Annotated in this window: 22 protein-coding genes and 1 tRNA gene; 6 read left to right on the top strand and 17 right to left on the bottom strand. The window is 62.5% G+C overall.

Translation table 11 applies throughout. From position 1 onward, the window contains the following. Positions 1 to 107 precede the first annotated feature (107 nt). A complete protein-coding gene (locus KIH77_RS01505) occupies positions 108 to 278 on the bottom strand; it encodes a hypothetical protein (protein WP_219099311.1) in 171 nt (56 codons plus the stop codon). A 240-nt stretch (positions 279 to 518) separates the two neighbouring features. Here KIH77_RS01505 and KIH77_RS01500 point away from each other — a divergent pair. Then, positions 519 to 591 (top strand) — tRNA-Asn (locus KIH77_RS01500). 104 nt (positions 592 to 695) lie between these two features. On the opposite strand, the gene clpX is transcribed toward KIH77_RS01500, so the two are convergent. The 10 genes from clpX to KIH77_RS01450 all read right to left on the bottom strand — a co-directional run bounded on the left by clpX (position 696) and on the right by KIH77_RS01450 (position 12,758). Further along, on the bottom strand, positions 696 to 1,994 hold the full coding sequence (gene clpX, locus KIH77_RS01495) for an ATP-dependent Clp protease ATP-binding subunit ClpX (RefSeq protein ID WP_219099310.1): 1,299 nt from the start codon (positions 1,992 to 1,994) through the stop codon (positions 696 to 698). 93 nt (positions 1,995 to 2,087) lie between these two features. Beyond that, entirely contained in the window at positions 2,088 to 2,741 is a 654-nt protein-coding gene (locus KIH77_RS01490; RefSeq protein WP_219099309.1) for an ATP-dependent Clp protease proteolytic subunit, read from the bottom strand. Position 2,742: 1 nt separating this feature from the next. Continuing rightward, positions 2,743 to 3,357, bottom strand: a complete 615-nt coding sequence (locus KIH77_RS01485; RefSeq protein ID WP_236024365.1) for an ATP-dependent Clp protease proteolytic subunit — start codon at positions 3,355 to 3,357, stop codon at positions 2,743 to 2,745. Between the two features lie 279 nt (positions 3,358 to 3,636). Next, complete coding sequence (gene tig / locus KIH77_RS01480; RefSeq protein WP_219099308.1) at positions 3,637 to 5,019, bottom strand: trigger factor; 1,383 nt, start codon at positions 5,017 to 5,019, stop codon at positions 3,637 to 3,639. Positions 5,020 to 5,071: 52 nt separating this feature from the next. Then, on the bottom strand, positions 5,072 to 6,361 hold the full coding sequence (locus tag KIH77_RS01475; protein ID WP_219099307.1) for an HRDC domain-containing protein: 1,290 nt from the start codon (positions 6,359 to 6,361) through the stop codon (positions 5,072 to 5,074). Further along, positions 6,354 to 6,992 carry a DUF3000 family protein gene (locus KIH77_RS01470; protein WP_219099306.1) on the bottom strand — a complete coding sequence of 213 codons (639 nt, stop codon included), beginning with the start codon at positions 6,990 to 6,992 and terminating at the stop codon, positions 6,354 to 6,356. The genes KIH77_RS01475 and KIH77_RS01470 overlap by 8 nt, the downstream gene beginning before the upstream one ends. A gap of 175 nt (positions 6,993 to 7,167) precedes the next feature. After that, positions 7,168 to 8,049 carry a pyruvate formate-lyase-activating protein gene (gene pflA / locus KIH77_RS01465; protein WP_219099305.1) on the bottom strand — a complete coding sequence of 294 codons (882 nt, stop codon included), beginning with the start codon at positions 8,047 to 8,049 and terminating at the stop codon, positions 7,168 to 7,170. A gap of 94 nt (positions 8,050 to 8,143) precedes the next feature. Continuing rightward, complete coding sequence (gene pflB, locus KIH77_RS01460) at positions 8,144 to 10,519, bottom strand: formate C-acetyltransferase (RefSeq protein ID WP_219099304.1); 2,376 nt, start codon at positions 10,517 to 10,519, stop codon at positions 8,144 to 8,146. A 276-nt stretch (positions 10,520 to 10,795) separates the two neighbouring features. After that, the gene (locus KIH77_RS01455; protein ID WP_219099303.1) at positions 10,796 to 10,978 is read right to left on the bottom strand and encodes a hypothetical protein; all 183 of its coding nucleotides are present in this window, start codon (positions 10,976 to 10,978) and stop codon (positions 10,796 to 10,798) included. Between the two features lie 82 nt (positions 10,979 to 11,060). Beyond that, entirely contained in the window at positions 11,061 to 12,758 is a 1,698-nt protein-coding gene (locus tag KIH77_RS01450) for an NAD+ synthase (RefSeq protein WP_219099335.1), read from the bottom strand. A gap of 147 nt (positions 12,759 to 12,905) precedes the next feature. Here KIH77_RS01450 and KIH77_RS01445 point away from each other — a divergent pair, with 147 nt between their 5' ends. The 4 genes from KIH77_RS01445 (at position 12,906) to KIH77_RS01430 (ending at position 16,084) form a co-directional block, all read left to right on the top strand. After that, positions 12,906 to 13,442, top strand: coding sequence for a peptidylprolyl isomerase (locus tag KIH77_RS01445; RefSeq protein WP_219099302.1), 537 nt, complete (start codon positions 12,906 to 12,908; stop codon positions 13,440 to 13,442). A gap of 195 nt (positions 13,443 to 13,637) precedes the next feature. Beyond that, a complete protein-coding gene (locus KIH77_RS01440; RefSeq protein ID WP_236024362.1) occupies positions 13,638 to 14,480 on the top strand; it encodes a MetQ/NlpA family ABC transporter substrate-binding protein in 843 nt (280 codons plus the stop codon). 112 nt (positions 14,481 to 14,592) lie between these two features. Then, positions 14,593 to 15,402: a methionine ABC transporter ATP-binding protein gene (locus KIH77_RS01435; RefSeq protein WP_219099301.1), complete on the top strand. Its 810-nt coding sequence runs from the start codon at positions 14,593 to 14,595 to the stop codon at positions 15,400 to 15,402. A gap of 1 nt (position 15,403) precedes the next feature. After that, a complete protein-coding gene (locus KIH77_RS01430; RefSeq protein ID WP_219099300.1) occupies positions 15,404 to 16,084 on the top strand; it encodes a methionine ABC transporter permease in 681 nt (226 codons plus the stop codon). A gap of 106 nt (positions 16,085 to 16,190) precedes the next feature. Here the strand turns inward: KIH77_RS01430 and KIH77_RS01425 are convergent, their stop codons facing one another. Both KIH77_RS01425 and KIH77_RS01420 read right to left on the bottom strand, forming a co-directional pair. After that, entirely contained in the window at positions 16,191 to 17,174 is a 984-nt protein-coding gene (locus KIH77_RS01425) for a D-2-hydroxyacid dehydrogenase (RefSeq protein ID WP_219099299.1), read from the bottom strand. Positions 17,175 to 17,260: 86 nt separating this feature from the next. Further along, a complete protein-coding gene (locus KIH77_RS01420; protein ID WP_236024361.1) occupies positions 17,261 to 18,457 on the bottom strand; it encodes a pyridoxal phosphate-dependent aminotransferase in 1,197 nt (398 codons plus the stop codon). 196 nt (positions 18,458 to 18,653) lie between these two features. Between KIH77_RS01420 and KIH77_RS01415 the strand changes: the two genes are divergently transcribed. Beyond that, positions 18,654 to 19,679: a threonine aldolase family protein gene (locus KIH77_RS01415; RefSeq protein WP_219099298.1), complete on the top strand. Its 1,026-nt coding sequence runs from the start codon at positions 18,654 to 18,656 to the stop codon at positions 19,677 to 19,679. A gap of 151 nt (positions 19,680 to 19,830) precedes the next feature. Here the strand turns inward: KIH77_RS01415 and KIH77_RS01410 are convergent, their stop codons facing one another. The 4 genes from KIH77_RS01410 to fruK form a co-directional block, all read right to left on the bottom strand. Then, positions 19,831 to 21,144 carry an MFS transporter gene (locus KIH77_RS01410; protein ID WP_236024360.1) on the bottom strand — a complete coding sequence of 438 codons (1,314 nt, stop codon included), beginning with the start codon at positions 21,142 to 21,144 and terminating at the stop codon, positions 19,831 to 19,833. Between the two features lie 288 nt (positions 21,145 to 21,432). Further along, positions 21,433 to 22,452 carry a fructose ABC transporter permease FruG gene (gene fruG / locus KIH77_RS01405; RefSeq protein WP_219099296.1) on the bottom strand — a complete coding sequence of 340 codons (1,020 nt, stop codon included), beginning with the start codon at positions 22,450 to 22,452 and terminating at the stop codon, positions 21,433 to 21,435. After that, positions 22,449 to 23,522: a fructose ABC transporter permease FruF gene (gene fruF / locus KIH77_RS01400; RefSeq protein ID WP_219099295.1), complete on the bottom strand. Its 1,074-nt coding sequence runs from the start codon at positions 23,520 to 23,522 to the stop codon at positions 22,449 to 22,451. The genes fruG and fruF overlap by 4 nt, the downstream gene beginning before the upstream one ends. A 1-nt stretch (position 23,523) precedes the next feature. After that, positions 23,524 to 25,053, bottom strand: a complete 1,530-nt coding sequence (gene fruK, locus KIH77_RS01395) for a fructose ABC transporter ATP-binding protein FruK (protein WP_219099294.1) — start codon at positions 25,051 to 25,053, stop codon at positions 23,524 to 23,526. Positions 25,054 to 25,113: the final 60 nt, after the last annotated feature.

The raw sequence follows: 25,113 nt of genomic DNA, 5'->3' as shown, positions 1-25,113 counted from the left end.
CAATCAAAAACAGACGACCAGCCAACCACCCCAAAAACAAGGCGGCAAACCAGCCATCAACTGGCAATCAAAAACAATTCAGTAGTACAAAACACGCTCTTGAGTTCTCAAACCACCACCACACCAGACCAAACATCCAAGCCAAAACCTGAACCATCCGTGCCGGGCAGCAAGAGATAAACATACACGACCCCAACCAACAACGCAAACCAACCCAAAACCAACCCACCAAAAACGTTGAAAACAAACGCCTCCCCCGGCGTGTCGCAAAACAGCATGCTTCATCCTTGGAGCAGCTTCGTCTCTAAAATCAAAAGAACACCATCAAGATTGCCTGAAGGTAACCGCATTGATACCTTACGAACAATTTTCAGCCAACAGGCACAAACAACACATTTACTAGGGAAAACCAGTGATGATTGAAGCTCCCCTGATGGAACACGCCGACCTTGCATAAATTCTCATACACGTATATCATTTTTGTTTTGTGCACAGCACAAAGTATGCACAGGAATTATTCCTGCGTAGCTCAGTTGGCAGAGCATCCGACTGTTAATCGGACGGTCGCTGGTTCAAGCCCAGCCGCAGGAGCTAAAAGAAGACCGGAGTCATGGTTATGGCTCCGGTTTTTTTCATCTACACTTTTATTCTTTCGCTCACCTCAGGACTAACAAGCGAAGCAATCCCGCTTGATGTCACGCGACCCTTCGCTCTCGATGCCTGATCATCTGCGGCTCCGCATCGCCGGATACCGCCGCGGCATCCACGACGACCTCATCCACATCATCATGATCGGGCAACTGGAACATCGTCGATTCCAGTATGCGTTCGATGATGGAACGCAGCCCGCGCGCACCAGTCCCCTGTGCCGCGGCGGTTGCGGCGATGGCGGTGACGGCGTCGTCAGTGAAGGTGAGCTTCACGTCATCGACGGAAAGCAGCTTCTGATATTGCTTGGTCAGCGCATTCGCGGGCTCGGTGAGAATCTTCTCCAGATCCTTGACGGTCAGATCGTCCAATACACTGACCACAGGCAGTCGTCCGATGAATTCGGGCAGCAGACCGTATTCCACCAGATCGTCCGCGCTCACCTGCTTGAGTACGTCGGCGTCCGGCATCTCGGTCTTCTTCCACATGGAGTTGAACCCGCTCTCGTGCCTGCCGAGACGCTGGGAGACAATACCGTCGAGACCGACGAACGCACCGCCGCAGATGAAAAGAATGTTGCGGGTATCGATGCGTACGGTCTCCTGATCACGATGTTTCCTCGACCCTTCCATCGGGACCGAAGCAACCGTTCCCTCGATGATCTTCAGCAGGGCCTGCTGCACGCCTTCGCCGGAGACGTCACGGGTTATGGACGTGTTCTCACCGGTCTTTCTGGCGATCTTATCGATTTCGTCGATGTATACGATGCCTTTACCGGCACGTTCGACGTCACCGTCCGCGGCCTGGATGAGCCGCTGCAACACGGTCTCCACATCGTCGCCGACGTACCCGGCCTCGGTGAGCGTCGTCGCGTCGGCGATGACGAACGGTACGTTCATGACCCGCGCCAGGGTCTGCGCCAGATAGGTCTTGCCCACACCTGTAGGGCCGAGAAGCAGGATATTGGATTTCGCCACCTCGACGTCGGCGAGTGGCCCCCTGTTGCGCATCTGACCGGTCATCAGCCGCGTGGCCTTCTCCCGCATCTCCATGTTCACGCGTTTGTAATGGTTGTACACCGCCACGGACAATGTGCGTTTCGCGTCCTGCTGTCCGATCACGTACCGTTCGAGATATTGGAATATCTGCCGTGGCGTGGGGAGCCTCAATGCGTTGCGTTCCGCATCATGGCGTCGTTCGTCCGAAATGATTTCGACGCAGAGTTCGATGCATTCGTCGCAGATCGATGCCCCGGGACCGGTGACGAGCTTGCGGACCTGATGCTCGCTTTTGCCGCAGAAGGTGCAGTTCGGAATCTCCTCGTTGTAGCTGACCACCTGTCCCACCGGGTTTCCCTCCTCACATGGATAATCGACGCGGATTCGACAGGACCGGGACCACCGATGTGGTCCCGGTCCATGTCGTTGTATGCGCACGTACTACTGACGGTGCTCCAGCACTTCGTCGACGATGCCGTAATCCTTGGCCTGCTGGGCGGTGAGGAACGTGTCGACCTCGATGTCCTTGCGCACCTTCTCGATGTCCTGGCCGGTGTGCTTCATAAGGGTCTGTTCCAGCCATTCCCTCATGCGGAGCATCTCCTTGGCCTGAATCTCGATCTCGGTGGCCTTGCCGAAGCCCTGGCCGATGGCCGGCTGGTGGATGAGCACACGGGCATTCGGCAGCATCAGGCGCTTGCCCTTGGTACCGGCGGCGAGCAGGATGGCGGCCGCGGAGGCCGCCTGTCCGAGGCACACGGTCTGCACGTCGGGCTTGATGTACTGCATGGTGTCGTAGATGGCCGTCATCGCGGTCATGGACCCGCCGGGCGAATTGATGTACATCATGACGTCACGGTTCGGGTCCTGGCTCTCCAGTACCAGCAGCTGCGCCATGATGTCGTCGGCGGAGGTGTCGTCCACCTGCACGCCCATGAAGATGATGCGATCCTCGAACAGCTTGGTGTAGGGGTCCTGACGCTTGAACCCATACGGGGTCTTCTCCTCGAACTGGGGAAGGATGTAACGGTTCTGTGGCATCATGCCGGCGAGGCGCTGGGCGCGTGCCACGTACTGTGCTTCTTCGGAGGCCATATCACTCACCCTTCTTCTCGGCGTTCATCGTGCCCGCGGTGGTCACGATCTTGTCCACGAACCCGTAGTCCAACGCTTCCTGTGCGGTGTACCAGTGGTCGTATTCGTTGTCCCGGTAGATTTCCTCGAGGGTGTGCCCGGTCTGCTGGGCGGTGAGCTCGGCGAGGGTGCGCTTCATGTCCATGATGAGCTCGGCGCTGATGCGCACGTCGGTCGTGGTGCCACCGATGCCGCCGGAGGGCTGATGCATGAGCACGCGCGCGTGCGACGTGAGGAAACGCTTGCCGGGGGTGCCGGAGCTGAGCAGGAACTGGCCCATGGAGGCGCACATGCCCAGGCCGACGGTTGCGACGTCCGGTTCGATGAGCTGCATGGTGTCGTAGATCGCCATGCCGGCGGTGATCGAGCCGCCGGGCGAGTTGATGTACAGCCAGATGTCCTTCTTCGGATCCTCGGCCGCGAGCATCAGCATCTGGGCGCTGATACGGTTGGCCATGTCATCCTTGACCTCCTCGCCCAGCCAGATGATGCGATCCTTGAGCAGACGATTGAAAATCGGGTCGATGGGACCGGCAGGGGCGTCGCCCTCGTCCATCACCGGCGATGGGGTAAGCATGGTAGTCACCTTGTCACCTATCTCCTTATGCGCACGACGCATGGTTGCGCGATTCAACGGTTGCATTGTTCGCCGATTTTTTCGGCACTAGTAGTAGGCTACCGCCCTTTTTCCGCTTCCATGGTATTTTGCGCTGAATGCGCAAAGATGACGGGAAAGCGTTGGCGACGAGACGCCATTGAATATGCAAATGCGCAGGCACGAAGGCCTGCGCATTCCCGCATTCAACGGACCTGTTGCGAGGGGATGATGCCACCCATCACATCACGATCCATGATGTCACTCGGCGTCCTTGCCCTCATTGTCGTCGTCGGAGGCGATCTGGTCGGCGACGGCGGCAGCGGCGGAAGCGGCCTCGACGCTCTCCTGGGCTTCCTCTTCCTCACCGAGGAACTGGCTCAGATCGAGGGCGTTGCCTTCCGGATCGACGAAGGAGACGGCGCGCATGCCGGCCAGCAGGCCCTTGGAACGGCCGACCTCCTGAACGGCGGAACCGATCTGGCCGTTCTGGACGATGGAGCTGATGAAACGGTTCGGGTCCATGCCGTACTGCTGGGCGATGGAGGACAGGAACTGCATGACATCGTTCTGGGAGACCTTGACGTCCATCTTCTCGGCCAGCGCGTCGAGCGTGATCTGGTCGCGAAGCTCCTTCTCGGCGGCCGCTTCGGCTTCCTTCTTCTGATCGGCGGTGGCGGATTCCGGATCCGGGGTCATCTGCTTGATGCGCTCGGAGACGAGGTTGGCCTTGATGCCCTTCGGCACCGGAATCTCGACGGATTCCTGCAGCTTGGCGATAAAGGCGTCACGGGCGTCGTTGGCCTGGCGGCCTTCGGCGTCACGCTCGCACTGCTTGCGGATATCGGCCTTGAGCTCGTCGAGGGTGTCGAACTCGGAGGCGTCCTGGGCGAAGTCGTCGTTGAGCTCGGGGAGCTCCTCGGACTTGACGGAGTTGACCTTGACCTTGATCTGGGCCTTCTCGCCTGCGTGGTCGCCGCCCTCGAGCGTGCTTTCGAACGTGGTCTCCTCACCGGCGGACAGGCCATCGAGGGCCTCGTCCATGCCGTCAAGCATGGTGCCGGAGCCGAGCTCGTAGCTGACGCCCTCCTGGGAGTCGACGGACTCGCCATCGATCTGGGCGTCGAGGTCGATGTTGGCGAAATCGCCCTTGGCAGCGGGACGATCCACGCCGACCAGGGTACCGAAGCGCTGACGCAGGTTCTCAAGACGCTTCTCGACGTCCTCGTCGGTGACGGCGGGCTTGGCGACCTCGATGCTCAGGCCTTCCAGTTCAGGCAGGTCGAACTTCGGGCGGACCTCGACCTCGGCGGTGAACTTCAGCTTGGTGTCGTCCTTGGCGGATTCCGGCATCTCCTTGATGTCGAACTTCGGCTGGTCCATCGGACGGAGTTCCTTCTCCTCGGCGGCCTTGGAATACAGCTCCGGGACGGCGCTGTTGACGGCCTCACCCGCAACGGCGCCGAAGCCGATGCGCTGGTCGATGATCTTGCCGGGGACATGACCCTTGCGGAAGCCGGGAACGTTCACCTGCTTGCCGATCTCCTTGCGGGCGGCGTCCAGATACGGGTCGAACTCCGCGGGATCGACGGTGACGGTCAGACGGACCTTGGTGGGTTCCAGATTCCTCACGCTGATTTTCACTCTGCGCTCCAATTCGTAGAAAAACTTCGTTTACAGCCAATCAAGGCAACCGTTACATTGTAACCCTACTCACGGACTCTGCAATCAGCGAAACCTGCCAACGCCTTGCGCCCTGTGCCGTAAGGAATCCGGCGATGTCCTCCGGGAGCGGGTCGCACCAGCACAGGTTGCGGATGATCTGCGGCTTGATGAGCACGTCCATCGGCGTGCGCGTGTCCTCGCCGATCTGCGCGATCAGTCGGCGCACGGCCTGCAACCGGGCGAATCGTGCGGGATGATGCTCCTTCCAGTATTTCATGGAACGCGGCGCGTTGGTCTTCTCGCCGTTCACCGGCCGCGAGGAGGCATCGGGCAGCTCCTCGCGGGGCAGCGCGAGCGCTTCGGCGATGGCCTGTCTCCATATCGCCGGGCGCACCTTACGCTGCAAGGGGGCGTAGCGTTCGAACATCTTGTCCTGTTCGGAGTTCGTATGCATGCGCACGCGTTCGTTCAGCGAACGTATGGCCTTGAACGAGCGGTTGTTATGCGGTTTGCGCTGCGCCGCTTCGATGATGGCGGCGTCGGACAGCAGCAGCGCGGGCGAAATGTCGAGCTCCCGGGCGGAGCTCTCCCGGGCCGTCCACAGGCTTCTGACGACCGCCAGCCCACGAGGGTCGCTGTGCAATGCGCTGATGTGGGATACATGCCGCCATGGCTCGGCGTGCACCGGTCTGGGGCTCATCCCCTTGCCGAGCAGGTATTCGAATTCCTCTCTGGCCCACTGCTCCTTGCCCTGCCTCCTGAGTTCGGCCAACAGTCGCGCACGAAGCTCTATCAGCACTTCGACGTCGAGCGCGGCGTAGTTGCGCCAGTCGCGGGGCAGCGGCCGATACGACCAGTCCGCGGCGGAATGCTCCTTCGCCAGCACCAGTCCCAGATACTTGGCGGTCACCGCGGCGAGTCCGAACCGCGTATCGCCGATCAGGCGCGCGGCGACCTCAGTGTCGAACACCGCATCCGGCCTCATGCCCAGATCGGCGAAGCCCGGCAGGTCCTGCAGGGAGTCGTGGATGATCCAATCCGTCCCCTTGACGGCCTCGTTGAAATCCCTCCAGTCGACGCCCTGGGCCTTCAGGGCGACAGGGTCGAACAGCGCGATGCCCGCGTCACCACGTTTGAACTGCACCAGCCAGTCGTCCTGGCCGTATCGGAAACCCGATGCCCTCTCGGCGTCCGCCGCAAGCGGCCCTTCGGCGCGAGCGTAGCGTTCCACCATGCGTTCGTAAGCGTCACGCGTATCGATCACGTCGGGCACTCCCCCGCGCGGCTCCTTCAGCAGATGCGGCTCTTTGACGTCAGTCACTGATCGAATCTTCCCATTCTTCATCGGCGGTCAAGGTTTTCAGGAACCGCGCCCAGACATCAATCTGGGATCCGGCGTCGAGGCCGCCGTCGTCTGTGGAGACCGGGGTCCATGAGACCCGCAGCTCACATCCCGACTGGCTGTTTCTGGTCGTGTACCGTGCCAACGTGCCGAATGACGTGTCGCGATTCAGACTTACCGTACCACCAAGGGTTTCCTCTTCAACGCCGGTGATCATACGTTCCAGGCAATCCCACGTCAATGTGGGCGTCAGGCTGTCGTGCAGCAGGACCTGGGAGCTCGTCGACGCGAACGCGACGCACCGCCAATGCGATTTCCATTCCGCCCGGGGCCGGCTGGAATACAGGATCATGATCCATCCTGACGTCTGGTGCGGGGATTCGTCGGCGATGTCCATCCGCACGCCGATGCCATAGTCCGCCAGATTCGCCGATACCGGAATCTCCTGATAGGAGACGTCGCCGCGCAATGTCATGGACCTGACCGAGTCGACGGCGCGCAGCACGACGTCGGGAACCATGCGGCCACAATCGCTTTCGGACGAGGCTGCACGCGAGGGTTGGGATGTCATCGCCGACACGCCCATGGGAAACGTGTAGATTTCAGCCATAACTCAACTGTAGCCCACGACGGACGGAATCATGCGGATTTCAAATCCGCAATGATGCACAAACCCATCGTTGAGGCGTTGACCCGGTTGCCGATATCGGCACATGCCAATCGTCCCGGTCCTTGGCAAAGGAACCGGGACGATGAAAGTCGTATCATGCCATGTCAGACCATTGTCAGTACACGGTCAGGCCGTGGTCCTCGAACTGCTTGACGACGCGCTGGCGAAGCTTGGCCGAGGGGCCCTTCGCGTCCTCGAGCGGATAGGGGATGCGCAGCTCGTGCCACTTCGGGCGCCCGAGCTGATGGAAGCCGAGCACGTCGACGTGTTCGACGGCGTCGCCGAAGGACGCGCAGATCTTCGCGACGTTCTCGACGTTCTCCTCGGAATCGGTGAGGCCGGGGACGAGCACGAACCGCACCCAAATCTTCACGTTGTGTTCGGCGAGACGATGGCCGAAGTCGATGGTGGGCTGGAGGATGCCGCCAGTGACCTTCTTGTAGGTGGCCTCGTCGCCCGACTTGACGTCAAGCAGGCACAGGTCGATGTCGTCGAGCTGGTCGTCGGTGTAGTTGGCGCCGAGGAAGCCGGAGGTGTCGAGGCAGGTGTGCACGCCCATCTCCTTGGTGGCGCGGAACACACGGGAGACGAATGCTGGCTGCATCATGGATTCGCCGCCGGAGAAGGTGATGCCGCCGCCCGTGGCCTTGAACAGCTCCTTGTACCGTTCGATCTTCTTGACCATCGCGTCGAAGTAGACGGGCTTGCCGTCACGCATCTTCCACGTGTCGGGGTTCTGGCAGTACTGGCAGCGCAGGGGGCAGCCGCTCATGAAGACGGTCATGCGGGTGCCCGGGCCGTCGACGGACGTGTTGATGTCCCATGAGTGGACGAATCCGATGTCGCCCGACTTCAGCGCCCGGATGCGGTCGCGGCGGTCGAGGCCGATGGGCGATTCAAAGCCGGAGAGGCCTCCCATCAGGGTTTGGCTCGCGTACTCCTTGTTGGTTTTGAGCATATGCGGCTGTGTGGTTTTGAATTGAATGCTCTCAGACATCGGCGTCCTCATTTCTAGAGAAAAGGGGGCGGAGCAGCATGTGCCCCGTCCCCATTTATGGTACCGCTTACGCGGTCATGACTGGTTCAGAGAATCAGTCGGTGACGGCTCCCTGGTGGAACGTACGGGAGATGACGTCGAGCTGCTGCTCCTTGGTGAGCTTCACGAAGTTCACAGCGTAGCCGGAGACACGCACGGTCAGGTGCGGGTACTTTTCGGGGTGCTCAACGGCGTCTTCCATGGTCTCCTTGCGAAGCACGTTGATGTTCGCGTGGTAGAGGCCGTGGCCGTTGCCGGCATCGAGGATGCCGACCAGGTTGTTGATGCGCTCGTCCTCGTCGCGGCCAAGACCGTCAGGGGTGATGGTGTTGGTCAGCGAGATGCCGTCAAGAGCGTCGTTGTAGTCGATCTTGCCGACGGAGAACATGGACGGCAGCATGCCGTGGGAGTCCATGCCGTTCTCCGGGTTGGCACCCGGGGCGTACGGCGTGCCCTTCTTGTGGCCGGACGGGAAGGAACCGGTGTTCTTGCCGTACTCGACGTTGGAGGTGATCGTCAGGATGGACTGGGTCGGAACGGCGCCACGGTAGACGGGCAGGCGCTTGACCTGGCCCATGACGGTGGACACAACCCACTTGGCGATGTCGTCGGCGCGATCGTCGTCGTTACCGTAGATCGGGAACTCGCCCTCGGTGCGGTAGCCGACGACCAGATCGTCGTCAGCGCCCTCGACGTACTCGTACTCGTGGCCTTCGAGGTTCTTGGCGTCCTTGTTGTAGATCGGGTACACCTTGGCGTACTTGATGGCGGCCAGGGAGTCGGCGGCGATGGACAGGCCGGACATACCGCAACCAAGGGTACGGTACACTTCCTTGTCGTGCAGAGCCATCTCGATGGCTTCGTAGGCGTACTTATCGTGCATGTAGTGGATGATGTTCAGAGCCTGCACGTAGGTCTCGGACAGCCACTCGAGGGCCTTCTCGTAGTTGTTCTTGACCTTGGCGTAGTCGAGGGTGCCGTCGGCTTCCGGAGCAACCGGGTCGATGACGCCCTTGTCGATGACCTGCATGCCGGTCATCTCGTCGCGGCCGCCGTTGATGGCGTACAGCAGGGCCTTGGCGGAGTTCACACGAGCGGCGAAGAACTGCATCTGCTTGCCGACACGCATCGGGGAGACGCAGCAGGCGATGGCGGCGTCGTCGCCCCAGTGGCCACGAATTTCCTTATCGGACTCGTACTGGATGGCGGAGGTGTCGATGGAGATCTTGGCGCAGAAGCGCTTGTAGCCTTCCGGCAGCTTCGGATCCCAGAAGATGGTGATGTTCGGCTCGGGGCCAGGTCCGAGGTGCTCGAGGGTCAGGGTGGCGAGCAGACGGAACGAGGTCTTGGTGACCATGGCGCGGCCGTCGTCGGCGAAGCCGGCGTCGGACCAGGTGGCCCAGTACGGATCACCGGAGAAGATGTTGTCGTAGTCCTTCGTGCGCAGGAAGCGGACGATGCGGAGCTTCATCACGATGTTGTCGATGATCTCCTGGGCGTCGGTCTCGGTGATGAGGCCGGCCTTGAGGTCGCGCTCGAAGTAGCAGTCGAAGAAGGCGGAGTTACGGCCGAAGGACATGGCGGCGCCGTCCTGGCTCTTGATGGAGGCGAGGTAGCCCATGTAGGTCCACTGCACGGCCTCGTGAGCGTTCTGAGCCGGGCGGGACAGGTCCAGGCCGTACTCGTTGCCGAGGGTAATCAGCTGCTTGAGGGCCTTAATCTGCTCGTCGTGCTCCTCGCGGAAGCGGATCCAGTGCTCGATCTCGGTCTCGGTGAAGTCGTTGCGGTAAGGAATGGAGTCCTTATCCTTCTTCTTCTGCTCGATCAGGTAGTTCACGCCGTACAGGGCGACACGACGGTAGTCGCCGATGATGCGGCCACGGCCGTAGGCGTCCGGAAGACCGGTGAGGATCTTGTTGTGGCGGGCGACCTTGATCTGCTTGGTGTACACGCCGAAGACGCCGTCGTTGTGGGTCTTGCGGTACTTGGTGAAGATCTTCTTGATCTCCGGATCCGGCTCCTTGCCGGCTTCCTTGATGGCCTGCTCGACCATACGCCAGCCGCCGTTCGGCATCATGGCGCGCTTGCAGGGGACGTCGGTCTGGAGGCCGACGATCACGTTATCGACCTCGGGGCTGTCAATGTAGCCAGCCGGGAAAGCGTCGATGCCTGCAGGGGTGTGGGTGTCGACGTCGTAGACGCGCTGCTTGCGCTCCACGGCGAGGTAGTTGTCATCGAGGTACTTCCACAGGTGCTTGGTCTTCTCCGTGGCGTCGGCCAGGAAGGACTCGTCACCCTCGTACGGCGTGAAGTTCTTCTGGATGAAGTCACGCACGTCGATTTCGTTCTGCCAGTTGCCACCATTGAAGCCGGCCCAGGCCTTGGCCTGGAGGTCTTCGGCGGAAAGCTTAGCCGCATCTACTGCTGTCATATTCGCTCCTTGTTGAGGATTGCATCGGCTGCATCATCGCCCGATGTCAGTTTTTATTCTAGCCAATGATTCCGCCCCGAAAGGCTTGTGGGGCGTGACGTTCCTCACATTTAGAGCACGCTCTCAGACACGTTTATGACCCACGTCACACAACCGGTATGAGCCAGTTCACATTACGAGCGCCGAGGCCGGAAACGGGGCCCTCGAACGCCCGCGAAACGCCGACGCGGCCACGCCGATGATCCGGCGTGGCCGCGTCGGTGGCCGGGGCATGAATCAGCGCCAGCCCCTGTCCTGCTCCTCCCACTTGCGGTTGCGCTCCTCGACGATCTTCCACGCGTTGAGCGCGTCCTCCTCGGTGTCATATGGCCCCATGCGCTCCCCTATCGGCGACTTGGGGCCGAGTTCGGCCTGCTCGGTACGCGTGTTGAAATACCACTTCTTTTTGTTGTCGTTCATCGTAGATCCTTTCCTTGTGTGGAATATCACGGACTGCGTTTCTCCACATGGGCGTGGAACGTCATGCGGGCGGGCGACGGCGCTATTCGCGGAACCGGCTGGTGATGGGTAGACGTCGGTCCCGTCCGAACGCCAGAGACGTCACCTTGGGACCAAGCGGGTACTGCCGGCGTTTCCATTCGGCGCGGTCGACCAGTCGCATGACCGTGTCCACGGTCTTCTCGTCGAACCCGTCGGCGAGCAGGTCGGCCCTGCCGTGGGCGTGTTCGATGTATGCGGCGAGCACTTTGTCGAGCAGATCGTACTCGGGCAGGGAGTCGGAATCCTTCTGCCCCGGGCGGAGCTCGGCGCTCGGCGGCTTGATGATGGAGTTGACGGGGATGATCTCTTCACAAGGCACGCCGCGGGATCCGGATTCGTTGCCGACGACGGCGAGGCCTCTGATGCCGATACCGCGTTTGGCGGCCTCGTTACGCCATCGTGCCAGCTGCCAGACTCGGGTCTTGAGCAGGTCCTTGATGGGCGCGTAGCCGCCGACCGCATCGCCGTAGATGGTGGAATACCCGCAGGCGAGCTCGCTTTTGTTGCCGGTGGCCAGCGCGAGCAGACCCTTCGAGTTGGAGTAGGCCATGACGATGACGCCGCGGATGCGTGCCTGCAGGTTCTCGGCGGCCACGCCGTCGAGGGCGAGCTGGCTCTGGTAGGCGTTGAACAACGGCTCGATCGGCTGGATGTCGTAGTGTGCGCCGAGATTGCGGGCGAGGTCGGCCGCATCGTCCTTGGACCCGTCCGAGGAATACATGCTGGGCATGGAGACGCCCCAGACGTGCCCTCCCCCGCAGGCGTCGGCCGCCATGGCCGCCACCAGAGCGGAGTCGATGCCGCCGGAAAGCCCGAGAACCACGCCGGTGAAGCCGTTCTTGGCCATGTAGTCCTTGAGCCCGAGGACGCAGGCCGTGTAGACCTCCTCGTCGGGGTCGAGCTCGTCGGCCAGCGTGGAGACCCGCTGCCGCTCGCCCGCGGCAGGCAGCGTCCAGTAGCTCAGGTCCTCCATGAACCGTGGGGAACGTTCCAGCAGCATGCCGTCCGGCGCGATGACGAAGCTGCCGCCGTCGAACACGAGGTCGTCCTGGCCGCCGACCTGGTTGAGGTAGATCAGCGGGGCACCGACCTCCGAGGCGCGTCGGGCGCCGAGTTCCACGCGGGTGTCGCCCTTGCCTTCCTCGTAGGGCGATCCGTTGATGGTGAGCAGTACGTCGATGTCGCGCTTGGCCAGCTCGGCGACGGGGCCGCCGTCCTGCCAGATGTCCTCGCAGATGGCCACGCCGATGCGACGGCCGTTCACTTCCAGGACCACGGACTTCGACCCGGGGCTGAAGATGCGGAACTCGTCGAACACGCCGTAGTTCGGCAGGAAGTGCTTGTCGTATCCGGCCCAGACGACGCCGTCGTGCAGGACCACGAGACGATTCTGTGGCAGTGAGGACCCGTGTTCGGTGCCCACGGTGCCGACCACGACGTACATGCCGCCGAGCCCCTCCCCGGCAAGGTCCTTTGCCAGACGGTCGGCGGTGTCCCATGCGGCCTTGCGGAAGGTGGCGCGGAAGGCGAGGTCCTCGATGGGATATCCGGTGAGCGTCATCTCGGGGAACACGACCACGTCGGCGCCGTCCCCCGCCGCCCTGCGCGAGTATTCCATGATCTTGGCCGCGTTGCCGTCAAGGTCGCCGACGCAGGTGTCGATCTGGGCGAGCGCGAAGCGTATTTCCTCGGTGTTCATAGTCATGGCTCCTGTTCGATCGGTTTCGTGTTCATATTATGTCGCGTCGGTGTCCGATCACGGCATCCGCACGGCGGTGTCGAACGGGAACGCGTCCGGCATGCCGGTCAGGCATGGCGGTCTGGCATCCATGCGAGACTATGCTGTATGACTACATCAATCATGCATACCTCGGAAGGCGACATCCGCCTCAACCTGTTCGACGACCAGACGCCGAAGACCGTCGCGAACTTCGTCGGCCTCGCCACGGGCGACAAGGAGTGGCTCGACCCGTTCACCGGCCAGAGCTCGCACGAGAAGTTCTACAACGGCCTGTCGTTCCACCGCATCATCAAGGACTTCATGATCCAGGGAGGCTGCCCTCTCGGCACCGGTACCGGCGGCCCCGGCTACACCTTTGACGACGAGATCGACCCTTCGCTGAAGTTCGATCGTCCATATCTGCTGGCCATGGCGAATGCCGGTCTGCGTCGCGGCGCCGACGGCCTGCCCCACGGCACGAACGGCTCGCAGTTCTTCATCACCACCGTGCCGACCCCGTGGCTGGACGGCCATCACACCATCTTCGGCGAAGTCGCCGATGACGAGTCGAAGGCCGTGGTCGACAAGCTCGACGCCGTGCCAACCGACCGTGGCGACAAGCCGCTCGACCCCGTGATCATCGAGACCATCGAAATCCTGTAGGACGCCGTCGGACGTCGTTTCCCCTAAGGGCCCGCATGCGCGTATACCGCGCTTGCGGGCCCCTTTGCATTCCGCCTGTATTCCGCCTGCGAATGCAGCCTATAAATTATTTCGATTATGACCGTGCCGTGTTCCGTATGGTTTTCCCTTATAGTGGGGTCCGTTCACAGGGACGTCATGAAGAGAGGACAGATCATGATCAATCGCAAGGGCATCGTGAGCGCGGCATTGGCCGTCACGACCGTCGCCGCGCTGGCGCTGAGCGGATGCGGCAGCTCCACCGGCTCGTCGGGCTCCTCCGACGACAAGACCATCGTGGTGGCCGCCAGCCCGACCCCGCACGCCGAAATCCTCAACAACGCGGTCAAGCCGCTGGTGGAGAAGGACGGATACAAGCTCGAGGTGAAGGAGTTCACCGACTACGTGCAGCCGAACACCGCCACCGAGGAGGGCGAGGTCGACGCCAACTACTTCCAGCACAAGCCGTATCTCGACGACTTCAACAAGGAGAAGGGCACGCATCTGGTGTCGGTGGCCGCGGTGCATTTCGAGCCGTTCGGCCTGTATCCGGGCAAGACGAAGTCGCTTGACAAGCTGTCCAACGGCGCCACGGTGGCGGTGCCGAACGATGCGACGAACGAGGCCCGCGCCCTCCTGCTGCTGCAGGACGCCGGCCTTATCAAGCTCAAGGATCCGAAGGACATCAACGCCACGCCGAAGGACATCACCAGCAACCCGAAGAACCTGCAGTTCAAGGAGCTTGAGGCCGCCGTGGTGCCGACCGTGCTCCAGGACGTCGACATCGCGGCTCTGAACGGCAACTACGCCATCCAGGCGAAGTTCAACCCCGAGAAGGACGCCCTGACCATCGAGAAGGCCGACGGCCTGGCCGCCAAGACGTACGCGAACATCCTCGTCGTCAAGCAGGGCAACGAGAACACCGCCAAGACGAAGGAGCTCAAGAAGGCCCTGACGTCCAGCGAGGTCAAGGACTACATCAACAAGAACTACAAGGGCGCCGTCGTCCCCGTGTTCTAATCGACGCCGTCCGATACCATACACAACGCATGTGGTGATGCCGCCCATTCCCCGCCGGGAAGGGCGGCATCGCCGTCTTATCCATACTGTTTTTTCGATGCATCGGAACACCATGATTCAATTCGAACATCTTCATAAAAGCTACGGCGAGGGCCGTGAGGCGCACGAGGTGCTGCACGACATCAACCTCGACATCCGCAAGGGCGAGGTCTTCGGCATCCTCGGCTCGTCCGGCGCCGGCAAATCCACCCTCGTGCGCTGCATCAACCTGCTGGAACGCCCCACGAAGGGCAAGGTCGTCATCGACGGCAAGGACGTGACCGACGCCTCCGGCGCGCGTCTCGCCGAGCTTCGCTCCTCCATCGGCATGATCTTCCAGAACTTCAGCCTGTTCCAGCAGCGCACCGTGCTGCGCAACATCACCTTCCCGCTGGAGCTCAACCACGTGGCCAAGGCCGAACGCACGGCCCGCGCGGAGAAGCTCCTCGACATGGTGGGGCTCGCCGGCTACGGCGACCGCTACCCCAGCCAGCTTTCGGGAGGCCAGCAGCAGCGTGTGGCCATCGCCCGCGCGCTGGCGAACAACCCCTCCATCATGCTGTGCGACGAGGCGACCAGCGCCCTCGACTCGACGACGACCGTGCAGATCCTCGACCTGCTGCGCCGCATCAACCGCGAGATGGACGTGACCATGGTCGTCATCACGCATTCGTTGTCGGTGGCGCGCAGCATCTGCGACCGCGTCGCCATGATCGACGGCGGACGCATCGTCGAGGAAGGCGAGACCGAGGCATTGTTCGCCAACCCGCAGAGCGACATCCTCAAGGCCCTCATCGCCAGCGCCAATGCGCAGAACACGCGGCGGGCCGATGAAGCCGACGGGACGGGACGGTCCGACACGAAGAACAGCGAGGTGAAGTGACATGACCGCGGTGATTCAGGAGTTCATCAACGAATACGGCGAACTACTGCTGGACGGCACCTGGGAGACTCTGGTCATGACCATCGTCTCCACGTTGGTCGCCTATGTCATCGGCATACCGGTCGGCGTGCTGCTGACCATCAGCGGCCCCGGCGCCCTCAGGCCGAATCGCGTCCTGCACACGGTGCTGGGGTGGATCGTCAACATCGGACGTTCCATCCCCTTCATCATCCTGCTGGTCGCGATGATTCCGCTTACGCGTCTGCTCATGGGCACGTCGCTGGGCGTCGCCGGCGCGATCCCGCCGCTGATCGTCTCTGCGGCACCGTTCGTCGGGCGTATGGTCGAACAGTCGCTGGCCGAAGTGGACGATGGTCTTATCGAGGCGGCGCAAAGCTTCGGCGCCAGCACCTGGCAGGTCGTCACCAAAGTGCTGCTGTTCGAAAGCCTGCCGTCGCTGGTCCGCGGCGCGGCCATCACGTTCATCAACCTGTTCGGCTACTCGGCCATGGCGGGAACCGTGGGCGCCGGCGGTCTGGGCGACATCGCCATCCGATACGGCTACCAGCGCTACCAGTACGACGTCATGGTCGTCTCCGTGGTGCTCTGCGTGATCCTGGTGCAGATCTTCCAGAGCCTCGGCAACGTGCTGGCGCGTCGCATCGACCACCATTCACGCTGACATGCATCATTCCCGATGACGGTCCGGCGACGACGGCCCGTCACGACGAAGGACGGCCCCGCGGATTCATCGTCCGCGGGGCCGTCCTTCGTCTCCGGGCGTCAGATCAGCGCCGCACGAGATTATGCAGGGGTCGCCCCTGCGCATAGTTGGCCACGTTGTCCAGTGCGATCTCGATGATGCGTCTCACGGTGACGTCGAGATGGTTGCCGCCGGCCACATGCGGGGTGATCAGGCATCGTGGCTCGTCCCAGAGCGGGTCGTCTGCCGGCAACGGCTCGGGCTCCGTGACATCCAGTCCCACGCCCCTGAGCCCGCCCATGGCGTCATGCAGCGCCGTCGTGTCGATGACGTCGCCGCGGCCGGCGTTCAGCACGATGGCGTCCGGCTTGAGCAGCGCGAACCGGTGGGCATCGAAGAGATGATGCGTCCTCGGCGAGGACGGCACGGTGATGGCGACCACGTCGGCCTTGGTGAGCAGCACGTCGAGCGCGTCGAACCCGAACATGGAGTCGATGCCCGCGGCCGGCTTGTTCGGATCACGGCGCACGCCAAGGGTGCGGGCCCCCACGCCCTTGACCATCGTGGCGAACGTGGACCCGATGTCGCCGGTGCCGACGACCACCACGGTCATGCCTTTGGGAGACATCGCCGGACCGGCGTCCCTCCACTCGTGCATGCGCTGGTTGTCGCGGTACTGCGGCAGGTTCTTCATCAACGACCACATCATGGCGAACAGATGCTCGGCCACGCTCTGACCGTAGGCCCCGGTCGCGTTCGTCACCCGCACCGTATCGCCGAGTACGCCGGGCACAAGATACCTGTCGACGCCTGCGCTCCACGTCTGCAGCCATTCCAGACGCGGATAGTCGCCCATGCTGTCGGCGGGCACGTTGCCTATGACCGCCGTGGCATGGGGGCGCATGCCTTCGGGGACGCCAGCCGGCCACGCCATCTGGCCACGCAGGGAGTCGTCTCCCACGAATTCCTGCCTCACCCCCGCAGCGGCCTCCACAAAACGCCGACGTTCATCGGCGGTGAGCGGCAGGCAGTTGACTATCAGTCGGTCGGATGTCGGGACATCGTTCATTGTCGTTTCCCCTTCCATTGATGGCGGTTCGTACTGCAATGGCGCATATCGGAGGAGCCGATATGGCACGGATTATGACGCATGGCTCATGGACGCGCGGATTCGCAGAACTCCCCCACACGGCGCAGGCCCTCTCGCAGGGACTCGCGGGACGCCGCATAGGAGAGCCGTACATGCGTGTCCGCGGTGGCGACGGCGAAATCCCGCCCCGGCGTAAGCGCCACGTACCGCTCGTCCAGCAACCGCTCGCAGAACGTCCACGAATCCAGCCCGGTGGAGCTGATGTCGAAATACACGTAGAACGCACCCGTGGGCCGCACCTCCAAAGGCAGGCCGATGCGCTCCAGCCCCTCGATCACGATCTGCCGCCTGGCCAGGAACTCACGGCGCCGGGCATCGCATTCCTCATACGATTCCGGCGTGAAGCACCGTACCGCCGCATACTGCACCGGCGTCGGCGCGCACAGCAGATAGTTCATGGCCAGATTGTCGGCCGCCTGCAGCAGCGGTTCGGGCAACACCATCCAGCCGAGCCGCCATCCGGTCATGCCGAAGTATTTGGAGAAGCTGTTGACGGTGATGGCGTCGGGGTCGCAGGCCAGTACGGAGCGTATGGTGGTGTTCCCGTCGGCGTCGACGTCGGCCAGGTCGAGATAGGTCTCGTCCACGACGCGCCACGCGCCGTGGTCGCGCGCATACGCGCAGACTTCGTCCAACGTATCGAAGGGGATGCAGGTTCCGGTCGGGTTGGACGGCGACGTGATCATCACGACGGTCACGTCGTCGTCCCAATGCCGTCGGACGCCATCGAGGTCGAGGTGGTAGCGTGTCGCCGCACTGGTGGGCACGTTGACCACGGTGCCGCCGAATGTCTTCACCAGTTCGCGATTGCACGGGTAGGACGGATCGGCGACGATGACCCGGTCGCCGGGGTCCACGGTGAGGGCGGCGGCGAGCAGCAGACCCTCGGAACCGCCACAGGTGATGCAGATACGGGACGGGTCCACGTCGAGACCATGCCGGTCGCGGTAGAAGCCGCTGATAGCCTCGCGCAGCTGCGGAATGCCGAACGTGGCGGTGTACGGCAACGGTCGGCCGTCCATGAGATCGGCCATGGCACGGCGTACGGCCGCCGGCGCGCCGAAGTCGGGCTCCCCCAGCCCAAGCTTGATCACGTCATGGCCCTGGGCGATGAGTTCGTCCGCCCTGGCGCCGAACGCCATGGCCCGGAACGGCTCCGACCGTTCGGCACGTATCGACATCGTCGGCGACTGTTGGCTCATGATATGAATCCCTGCTGATAGGAGAATGCTTCCGGTAGCATCTTAACGCCAGAACCCGTCCGGATGCGGTAAGCCATCAAATCCCCATATATGGGACTCGTTTCCATGTCATCTATCGTCCGGCATACACTTTTTCCATGATGCCGTCGCATACCACGCGCCAGAGCATCGTCATTACGACAGAGGGGGAACATCGATGCTGCATTTCGACAGCGATTATATGGAAGGCGCCCATCCCCGCATCCTCGAGGAGCTGTGCCGCGACAACGGCAGCCAGCACGTCGGCTATGGTCTCGACGGCATCTGCGACGAGGCGAAGGACCGCATCCGCCGGGCCTGCGGCACGCCCGACGCCGAGGTGTGGTTCCTGGTCGGCGGCACGCAGACCAATCGCACGGTCATCGATTCCATACTTCGGCCGTACGAGGGCGTGGTCGCCGCGGAAAGCGGGCACATCAGCGTCCATGAGGCCGGTGCAATCGAATCAAGCGGCCACAAGGTGATCACACTCCCCCAGCATGACGGCAAGATCGATGCGGACGAACTGGGCGACTATCTGGAGACGTTCGAGCACGACGAAAACCATGACCACATGGTCAGACCCGGCATGACGTACATCTCCCATCCCACGGAATTCGGCACGCTGTATTCGGCCGCCGAACTACGGGAAATCAGTCGCATCTGCCATGACCATGGCATTCTGCTGTATCTTGACGGCGCCCGTCTGGGCTATGGATTGGCGGCGGACGACACCGATGTGACGCTGCATACCGTGGCCGAATGCTGCGACGTGTTCTATATCGGCGGCACCAAGGTGGGCGCCCTGTTCGGCGAGGCCGTGGTCATCACTCGGCCGCATCTCATCGACGGGTTCTTCCCGCAGATCAAGCTCAACGGCGCGTTGCTGGCCAAGGGCTGGCTGCTGGGATTGCAGTTCAACACGTTGTTCACCGATGGATTGTACGAGCATATCGCCCGGAACGCCATAGATCAGGCGATGCGCATCAAACGTGGGTTCGAACGCAAAGGCTACCGCCGGCTGTTCGACTCCCCCACCAACCAGCAGTTCGTCATCCTCGACGATGAGACGATGAACCGCTTGGGGAAGGACGTTTCGTTCAGTTTCTGGGAGAAATACGACGATGATCACACCGTCGTACGCTTCGCGACCAGTTGGGCGACGAAACCGCAGGACGTCGACGCGCTGCTCGAACTGTTGTAAGGCTCAGGGCCGTCGAATGCCGAGTGCGGCGAAGTCGCCATATGTCGGCATTCGGCGGGAGCGTTGACGCATCGTGTTCCCGGAGCCATGAAACAAATGAAAAGGGCCTTCCTTACGGAAGACCCTTGACGGCTACGCGGAAATCAGCAAATCACCTGGTGTAGTCCATGTTCTTGCTTTCCTTGATGAGCAGCAGTGCGATCAGGGCGACGGCGCTCATGGCGGCCATGTACCAGCCGACGGACATGATGCCGTAGGTGCTCACCAGCCAAGTGGCCAGCGACGGGGCGAAGGCGCCACCGAAGATGGCCGCGAGGTTGTAGCTCAGACCGGCGCCGGAGTAGCGCACGTGCATCGGGAAGAGCTCGGGCAGGTAGGCGCCGGAGGGGCCGAACAGTCCGCCCATGAGCACAAAGCCGAGGCAGAGGAACAGCATGATGCGGGTGACGTCGTGCTGGAGCAGGGCCGGGGCGAAGAAGCTGAACACGAGGGTGACCGCCGTGGTGGCGAGCAGCACCTTCTTACGGCCGAGCTTGTCGGCCTGCAGGCATCCGACGACGATGAACGCAGCGAAGAAGAACACCGACACCATCTGCATGGCGAGGTATTCGGGCTGGCTGAAGCCGAGTCCGGAGACACCGTAGCTCAGGGACCAGGTGCCGAGGATGTAGAACAGCGTGTAGGTGATGCCCATGGCGACCGTGCCGAGCAGCACCTGCTTCCAGTACGGCAGCAGGTCGGTGAGCGGGTGCTTGGAGGTGCGCTTCTCCTCGGAGGCCTTCTGGAAGACCGGGGTCTCGCTCATGCGGGCGCGGACGTAGAGGCCGATGATGACGAGGATGGCGGACATGAGGAACGGGATGCGCCAGCCGAAGGCGACCATCTGGGCCTTGCTCAGGTGCGTGGAGAGCAGCAGGTTGATGCCATAGGCGCAGAAGAAGCCGATGGGGGCGCCGAGGTTCGGGAAGGAGCCGTACAGGGCGCGCCTGTTGGCCGGTGCGTTCTCCGTCGCGACGAGGGCGGCGCCGGACCATTCGCCGGCGAGGCCGACGCCCTGGCATGCGCGGCAGAGGCACAGGATCACCACGGACCACACGCCGATCTGCTCGTATCCGGGCAGCACGCCGACGAGGAAGGTCGAGATGCCCATGGTCATCAGGGCGACGACCAGGGTCTTCTTGCGGCCGAGCTTGTCGCCGAAGTGGCCGAAGAGCATGGAGCCGAACGGGCGGGCGAGGAACGAGACGGCGAAGGTGACGAACGCCATGAGCGTGGCGATGGCGGGGTTGGACTTGGCGACGTCGGTGAAGAAGATGAGGCCGAAGTAGCTGGCCGCGGCGATGGAGTAGCAGTAGTTGTCGTAGAACTCGATGGCGGTGCCGACCATCGATGCCGCGATGATCTCGGCGACGGAATCCCTCTTTACCGCCTTGGTGCCGGCCAGTGTTGCCGTTGTGGTTGACATGATTGGTATGTCTTTCTCTCTGCACAATACATGCATCGGGACCGGCGTCGGATGCGTTCGGCGGGTGGCGTTCCGCATCATGGCGCCCGGCGACGATGCGGAGCTTTTGCTTCCCTCTTGGAGGCTGCAACCATCATGCACCCCGGAATCGGCGAATGGACGGTTCTTCCGAATAGTGGACGCCTTGTCCGCAAAACGTGTGCTGGCTCACATTCCTTTCGCGCCGACGCAAAGAGGCCCGCCGGGCGAACCCGACGGGCCTCTCCGAAGGAGGGAAATGAGACGTCGCTATTCCTTCTTGAATGCGGTGACCGCACGCTGGAGGACGACGAAGATGAGGATCATCACGCCGACCACGATCTGCACGGCCTCGGCGGGGACGCCGAAGTCGGTGGTGAGCGGCTCGAGGATGGAACGGACCAGGGCGCCCAGCACGGAGCCGAGCACGTAGCCGAAGCCACCGGTGATGATCGTGCCGCCGATGACGACGGATGCGACGGCGTCGAGCTCCCAGCCGACGCCCACCGTGTTCTTGGCGGAACCGATGTTGGCGGTGTAGACGATGGAGGCCAGGGCGGCGAGCGTGGCGGACGTCAGGTAGATGATGTACTGCGTGCGCTTGACGGGCAGGCCCATGAGCTCGGCGGAGGAGCGGGAGCCGCCGATGGCGTAGATCGTGCGGCCGGTGCGGGTGTGGTGCAGGAGGATGTAGCCGAACACCACGACCACGACGGCGATGATCACGCCGACGTTGATGCTCAGATCGTTGGCGACCTTGGGGTTGTCGATGATCTTCCAGCCGTCGCCGCCGATCCAGGCGTAGCCGTTGTTCTCAGGCATGGTCAGGGAGTCGGTGGAGATGATGGAGGCGATGCCTCGGGCGAGGAACATGGTCGACAGCGTCGCGATGAACGGCTGCATGTTGAATTCCTCGATGAGCACGCCGGCGAGCAGGCCGAAGGCCGCGCCGATGAGCAGCATCACGATGAGGACCAGCGGGGCGGGCGTGCCGCCGTTGAGCATCTTCATGCCGACGACGGCCGTGATGGCCACGATGGCGCCGACGGACAGGTCGATGCCGCCGGTGAGGATGGGCAGCGTCATGGCGACCGCCAGGATGATCAGATAGGCGTGGTCGATGAACAGCGAGGAGATGAAGCCGAGCCTGAAGTAGGTGCCGAACAGCGCCTGCCCCATGATCAGCATCAGGATGAAGATCACCACGGCGGCGATCGTCGGAATCATCTGGGCGTCGAACTTGCCGCCCTTGGCCTTCTTGGCCTTTGGAGCCACTGCTGCGGAACTCATGCTGCCACCGCCTTCTGAGAATCCTTGAGCGCGCGCTTACGCTTCAGTTCGGCGCTCAAGTTGTGAACCTTCGGAGCCTGCATCACACAGATGATGATGACCACGGCGGCGAAGAAGGCCGGGGTTGCGGCCGAATCGACACCGAGGGTGATGATGGTCTTGCGAATCATCGCGATGATGACGGCGCCGAGGGCGCTGCCCGCAAGGGAGAACTTGCCGCCGAGCAGCGAGGTGCCGCCGATGACGACCGCGAGGATTGCGTACATTTCGAGATCCTGACCGGTCTTGACCACGTCGACACGCATCACGGATGCGGTGGCGAACAGGCCGGCGATGGCGGCGAGGACGCCGGAGATCGCGTAGACGAGGAAGAGGATCTTGCGGGGGTTGATGCCGGTCATGCGGCTGGCTTCCTGGTTGATGCCGACGGACTCGATCATCATGCCCATGGCGGTCTTGCGGGCGACGGCGCCGACCACAAGCACGATGACGAGCGCGATGACGAAGTTGGCCGGGATGCCGAGGATGAAGCCGTTGGCCATCCAGCGCAGCGGCTCGCCGCCGGCGACCTGGGAGGCGTCGGCGTTCTCGCCGGAGGTGATGACCTTGGCGATGCCTCGGCCGGCGAGCATCATGATCAGGGTGGTGATGAACGGCTGGAGGCCGAGGATGGAGACCAGCACGCCGTTGATGGAGCCGATGACCAGGCCGATGGCGAGGGCCACGAGGATGGCGACCCACACGTTGGCGCCGTTGGTGAGCAGCTGCATGGCGGTCGCGCCGGCGACGGCCATCACGGAGCCGACGGACAGATCGATGCCGGCGGTGGAGATGACCAGGGTCATGCCGGTGGCGATCATCAGGTATCGGGCGGATTCCTGAAGCATCGTGATCATCGGACCGGCGAGGCCGCCGGTGTTGTCGTTCCACGTGAGGTTGAGGAACTGGTGGTCGACGATGGTGCAGATGATGATCAGCGCGATCAGTGCGACGACCGACCAGGTGAGGTTGTTGCCGAGGAGCTTGGCGACGACGTTGTTCTTGTCGTCCTTCTTCTCTGCTGCTGCCATCTCACGCCTCCTTTCCGGAATTTGCGATCGTCTCGACGATGGTGGCCTGCGAGACGGTGTCGTCGTTTACGATGTCTGCGATCTTCTTGTGGTCCTTGAGCACGGTGATGGTGTCGGAGAGTCGGACGACCTCCTCGAGCTCGGAGGAGATGAAGACCACGCCCATGCCCTGGGACGCGAGTTCGAGGACCTTCTGCTGGATCTCGGCCTTCGCGCCGATGTCGATGCCTCGGGTGGGCTCGTCGAGGATGAGGAGCTTGGGCTGGATGGCGAGCCAGCGGGCGATGAGGACCTTCTGCTGGTTTCCACCGGAGAGGTTCTTGATGAGCTTGTTCGGATCCGGCGGGCGGACGTTGAGCTCCTTCATGTACTTGTCGACGATCTCGTCCGCTTCCTTCTTGGGAATCGGGTTGAACATGCCGCGGATGGCCTGCAGGGCGATGAGCATGTTCTGGCGGACGGTCAGGTCGGCGACGATGCCTTCGTCTCGGCGGTTCTCGGTGGAGTAGGCGATGCCGTTCTTCAGCGCGACGTACGGGCTGTCGATGTTGACCTTCTTGCCGTTGAGCATGTACTCGCCGTGGTCGGGCTTGTCGGCGCCGAACATCAGACGGCCCAGCTCGGTACGGCCGGAGCCGAGCAGGCCCGCGAAGCCGACGACCTCGCCGGCGTAGACGTCCTGGTTGGTCGGCTCGATCTGGCCCTTGCAGCCGAGCTGCTTGATGGTGACGACGGGCTTCTCGCCGGGCTTGATCTCACGGCGCGCCTTCTTGGCGCCGATCTGGCTCAGCTCCGCGGCGGACTTGCCGATCATCATGCCGATGAGCTCGTCACGCGGCGTCTCCTTGGTCATGACCTCCTTGATGAACTGGCCGTTGCGCAGGATCGTCAGACGGTCGGTGATCTCGTAGATCTGGTCGAGGAAGTGGGAGACGAAGAGGATGGCGACGCCGGAGTCGCGGACCTTGCGCATGATGGCGAACAGGTCCTGGACCTCGTTGGCGTCCAGCGAGGAGGTCGGCTCGTCGAGGATCAGCACCTTGGCGTCGATGACCATGGCGCGGGCGATGGCGACCAGCTGCTGCATGGCGATGGAGATGGAGCTCAGCGGGGCGCGGGGGTCGAGGTGCTCGAGACCCATCTTGGCGAGGTGCTTGCGGGCCTCGGCGTGGGTCTTCTTCCAGTCGATGCCGAGGGGGCCACGCTTCTCGTGGCCGAGCATCACGTTCTCGCCGATGCTGAGGTTGGTGCACAGGTTGACTTCCTGGTACACGGTGGCGATGCCGGCGTTCTGGGCGTCGAGGGTGCCGTTGAGCTGCGTGGGCTTGCCGTCGACGGTGATGGAGCCCGCGTCGATCTTGTACACGCCGGTCAGCGCCTTGATCATCGTGGACTTGCCGGCGCCGTTCTCACCCATGAGCGCGTGGACCTCACCGGGGAAGAGACGAAGATCGACACCGTCCAGAGCCTTGACGCCAGGGAATTCGATCGTGATGCCCTTCATCACGACGATCGGTTGCTTATCTGTCATGTCTTTGCCTTACGAAAGGGAATGTTATCGTTTTGTGACATTTTCGCCAGACATGCTGAA

Origin of the sequence: Bifidobacterium pluvialisilvae (assembly GCF_019331695.1) — a bacterium.
Lineage (GTDB): Bacteria > Actinomycetota > Actinomycetes > Actinomycetales > Bifidobacteriaceae > Galliscardovia > Galliscardovia pluvialisilvae.
Note: the sequence above shows the minus strand (reverse complement) of the source record. Positions and strands in the feature narration are given on the sequence as shown.

What these genes read in the sequence shown, in the direction of transcription:
- KIH77_RS01505 (WP_219099311.1), bottom strand. Translation starts at nt 278, where the DNA reads ATGCTGTTTTGCGACACGCCGGGGGAGGCGTTTGTTTTCAACGTTTTT.
- KIH77_RS01490 (WP_219099309.1), bottom strand. Translation starts at nt 2,741, where the DNA reads ATGGCCTCCGAAGAAGCACAGTACGTGGCACGCGCCCAGCGCCTCGCC.
- KIH77_RS01485 (WP_236024365.1), bottom strand. Translation starts at nt 3,357, where the DNA reads ATGCTTACCCCATCGCCGGTGATGGACGAGGGCGACGCCCCTGCCGGT.
- KIH77_RS01470 (WP_219099306.1), bottom strand. Translation starts at nt 6,992, where the DNA reads ATGGCTGAAATCTACACGTTTCCCATGGGCGTGTCGGCGATGACATCC.
- pflA (WP_219099305.1), bottom strand. Translation starts at nt 8,049, where the DNA reads ATGTCTGAGAGCATTCAATTCAAAACCACACAGCCGCATATGCTCAAA.
- pflB (WP_219099304.1), bottom strand. Translation starts at nt 10,519, where the DNA reads ATGACAGCAGTAGATGCGGCTAAGCTTTCCGCCGAAGACCTCCAGGCC.
- KIH77_RS01455 (WP_219099303.1), bottom strand. Translation starts at nt 10,978, where the DNA reads ATGAACGACAACAAAAAGAAGTGGTATTTCAACACGCGTACCGAGCAG.
- KIH77_RS01450 (WP_219099335.1), bottom strand. Translation starts at nt 12,758, where the DNA reads ATGAACACCGAGGAAATACGCTTCGCGCTCGCCCAGATCGACACCTGC.
- KIH77_RS01445 (WP_219099302.1), top strand. Translation starts at nt 12,906, where the DNA reads ATGACTACATCAATCATGCATACCTCGGAAGGCGACATCCGCCTCAAC.
- KIH77_RS01440 (WP_236024362.1), top strand. Translation starts at nt 13,638, where the DNA reads ATGATCAATCGCAAGGGCATCGTGAGCGCGGCATTGGCCGTCACGACC.
- KIH77_RS01435 (WP_219099301.1), top strand. Translation starts at nt 14,593, where the DNA reads ATGATTCAATTCGAACATCTTCATAAAAGCTACGGCGAGGGCCGTGAG.
- KIH77_RS01430 (WP_219099300.1), top strand. Translation starts at nt 15,404, where the DNA reads ATGACCGCGGTGATTCAGGAGTTCATCAACGAATACGGCGAACTACTG.
- KIH77_RS01425 (WP_219099299.1), bottom strand. Translation starts at nt 17,174, where the DNA reads ATGAACGATGTCCCGACATCCGACCGACTGATAGTCAACTGCCTGCCG.
- KIH77_RS01420 (WP_236024361.1), bottom strand. Translation starts at nt 18,457, where the DNA reads ATGAGCCAACAGTCGCCGACGATGTCGATACGTGCCGAACGGTCGGAG.
- KIH77_RS01415 (WP_219099298.1), top strand. Translation starts at nt 18,654, where the DNA reads ATGCTGCATTTCGACAGCGATTATATGGAAGGCGCCCATCCCCGCATC.
- KIH77_RS01410 (WP_236024360.1), bottom strand. Translation starts at nt 21,144, where the DNA reads ATGTCAACCACAACGGCAACACTGGCCGGCACCAAGGCGGTAAAGAGG.
- fruG (WP_219099296.1), bottom strand. Translation starts at nt 22,452, where the DNA reads ATGAGTTCCGCAGCAGTGGCTCCAAAGGCCAAGAAGGCCAAGGGCGGC.
- fruF (WP_219099295.1), bottom strand. Translation starts at nt 23,522, where the DNA reads ATGGCAGCAGCAGAGAAGAAGGACGACAAGAACAACGTCGTCGCCAAG.
- fruK (WP_219099294.1), bottom strand. Translation starts at nt 25,053, where the DNA reads ATGACAGATAAGCAACCGATCGTCGTGATGAAGGGCATCACGATCGAA.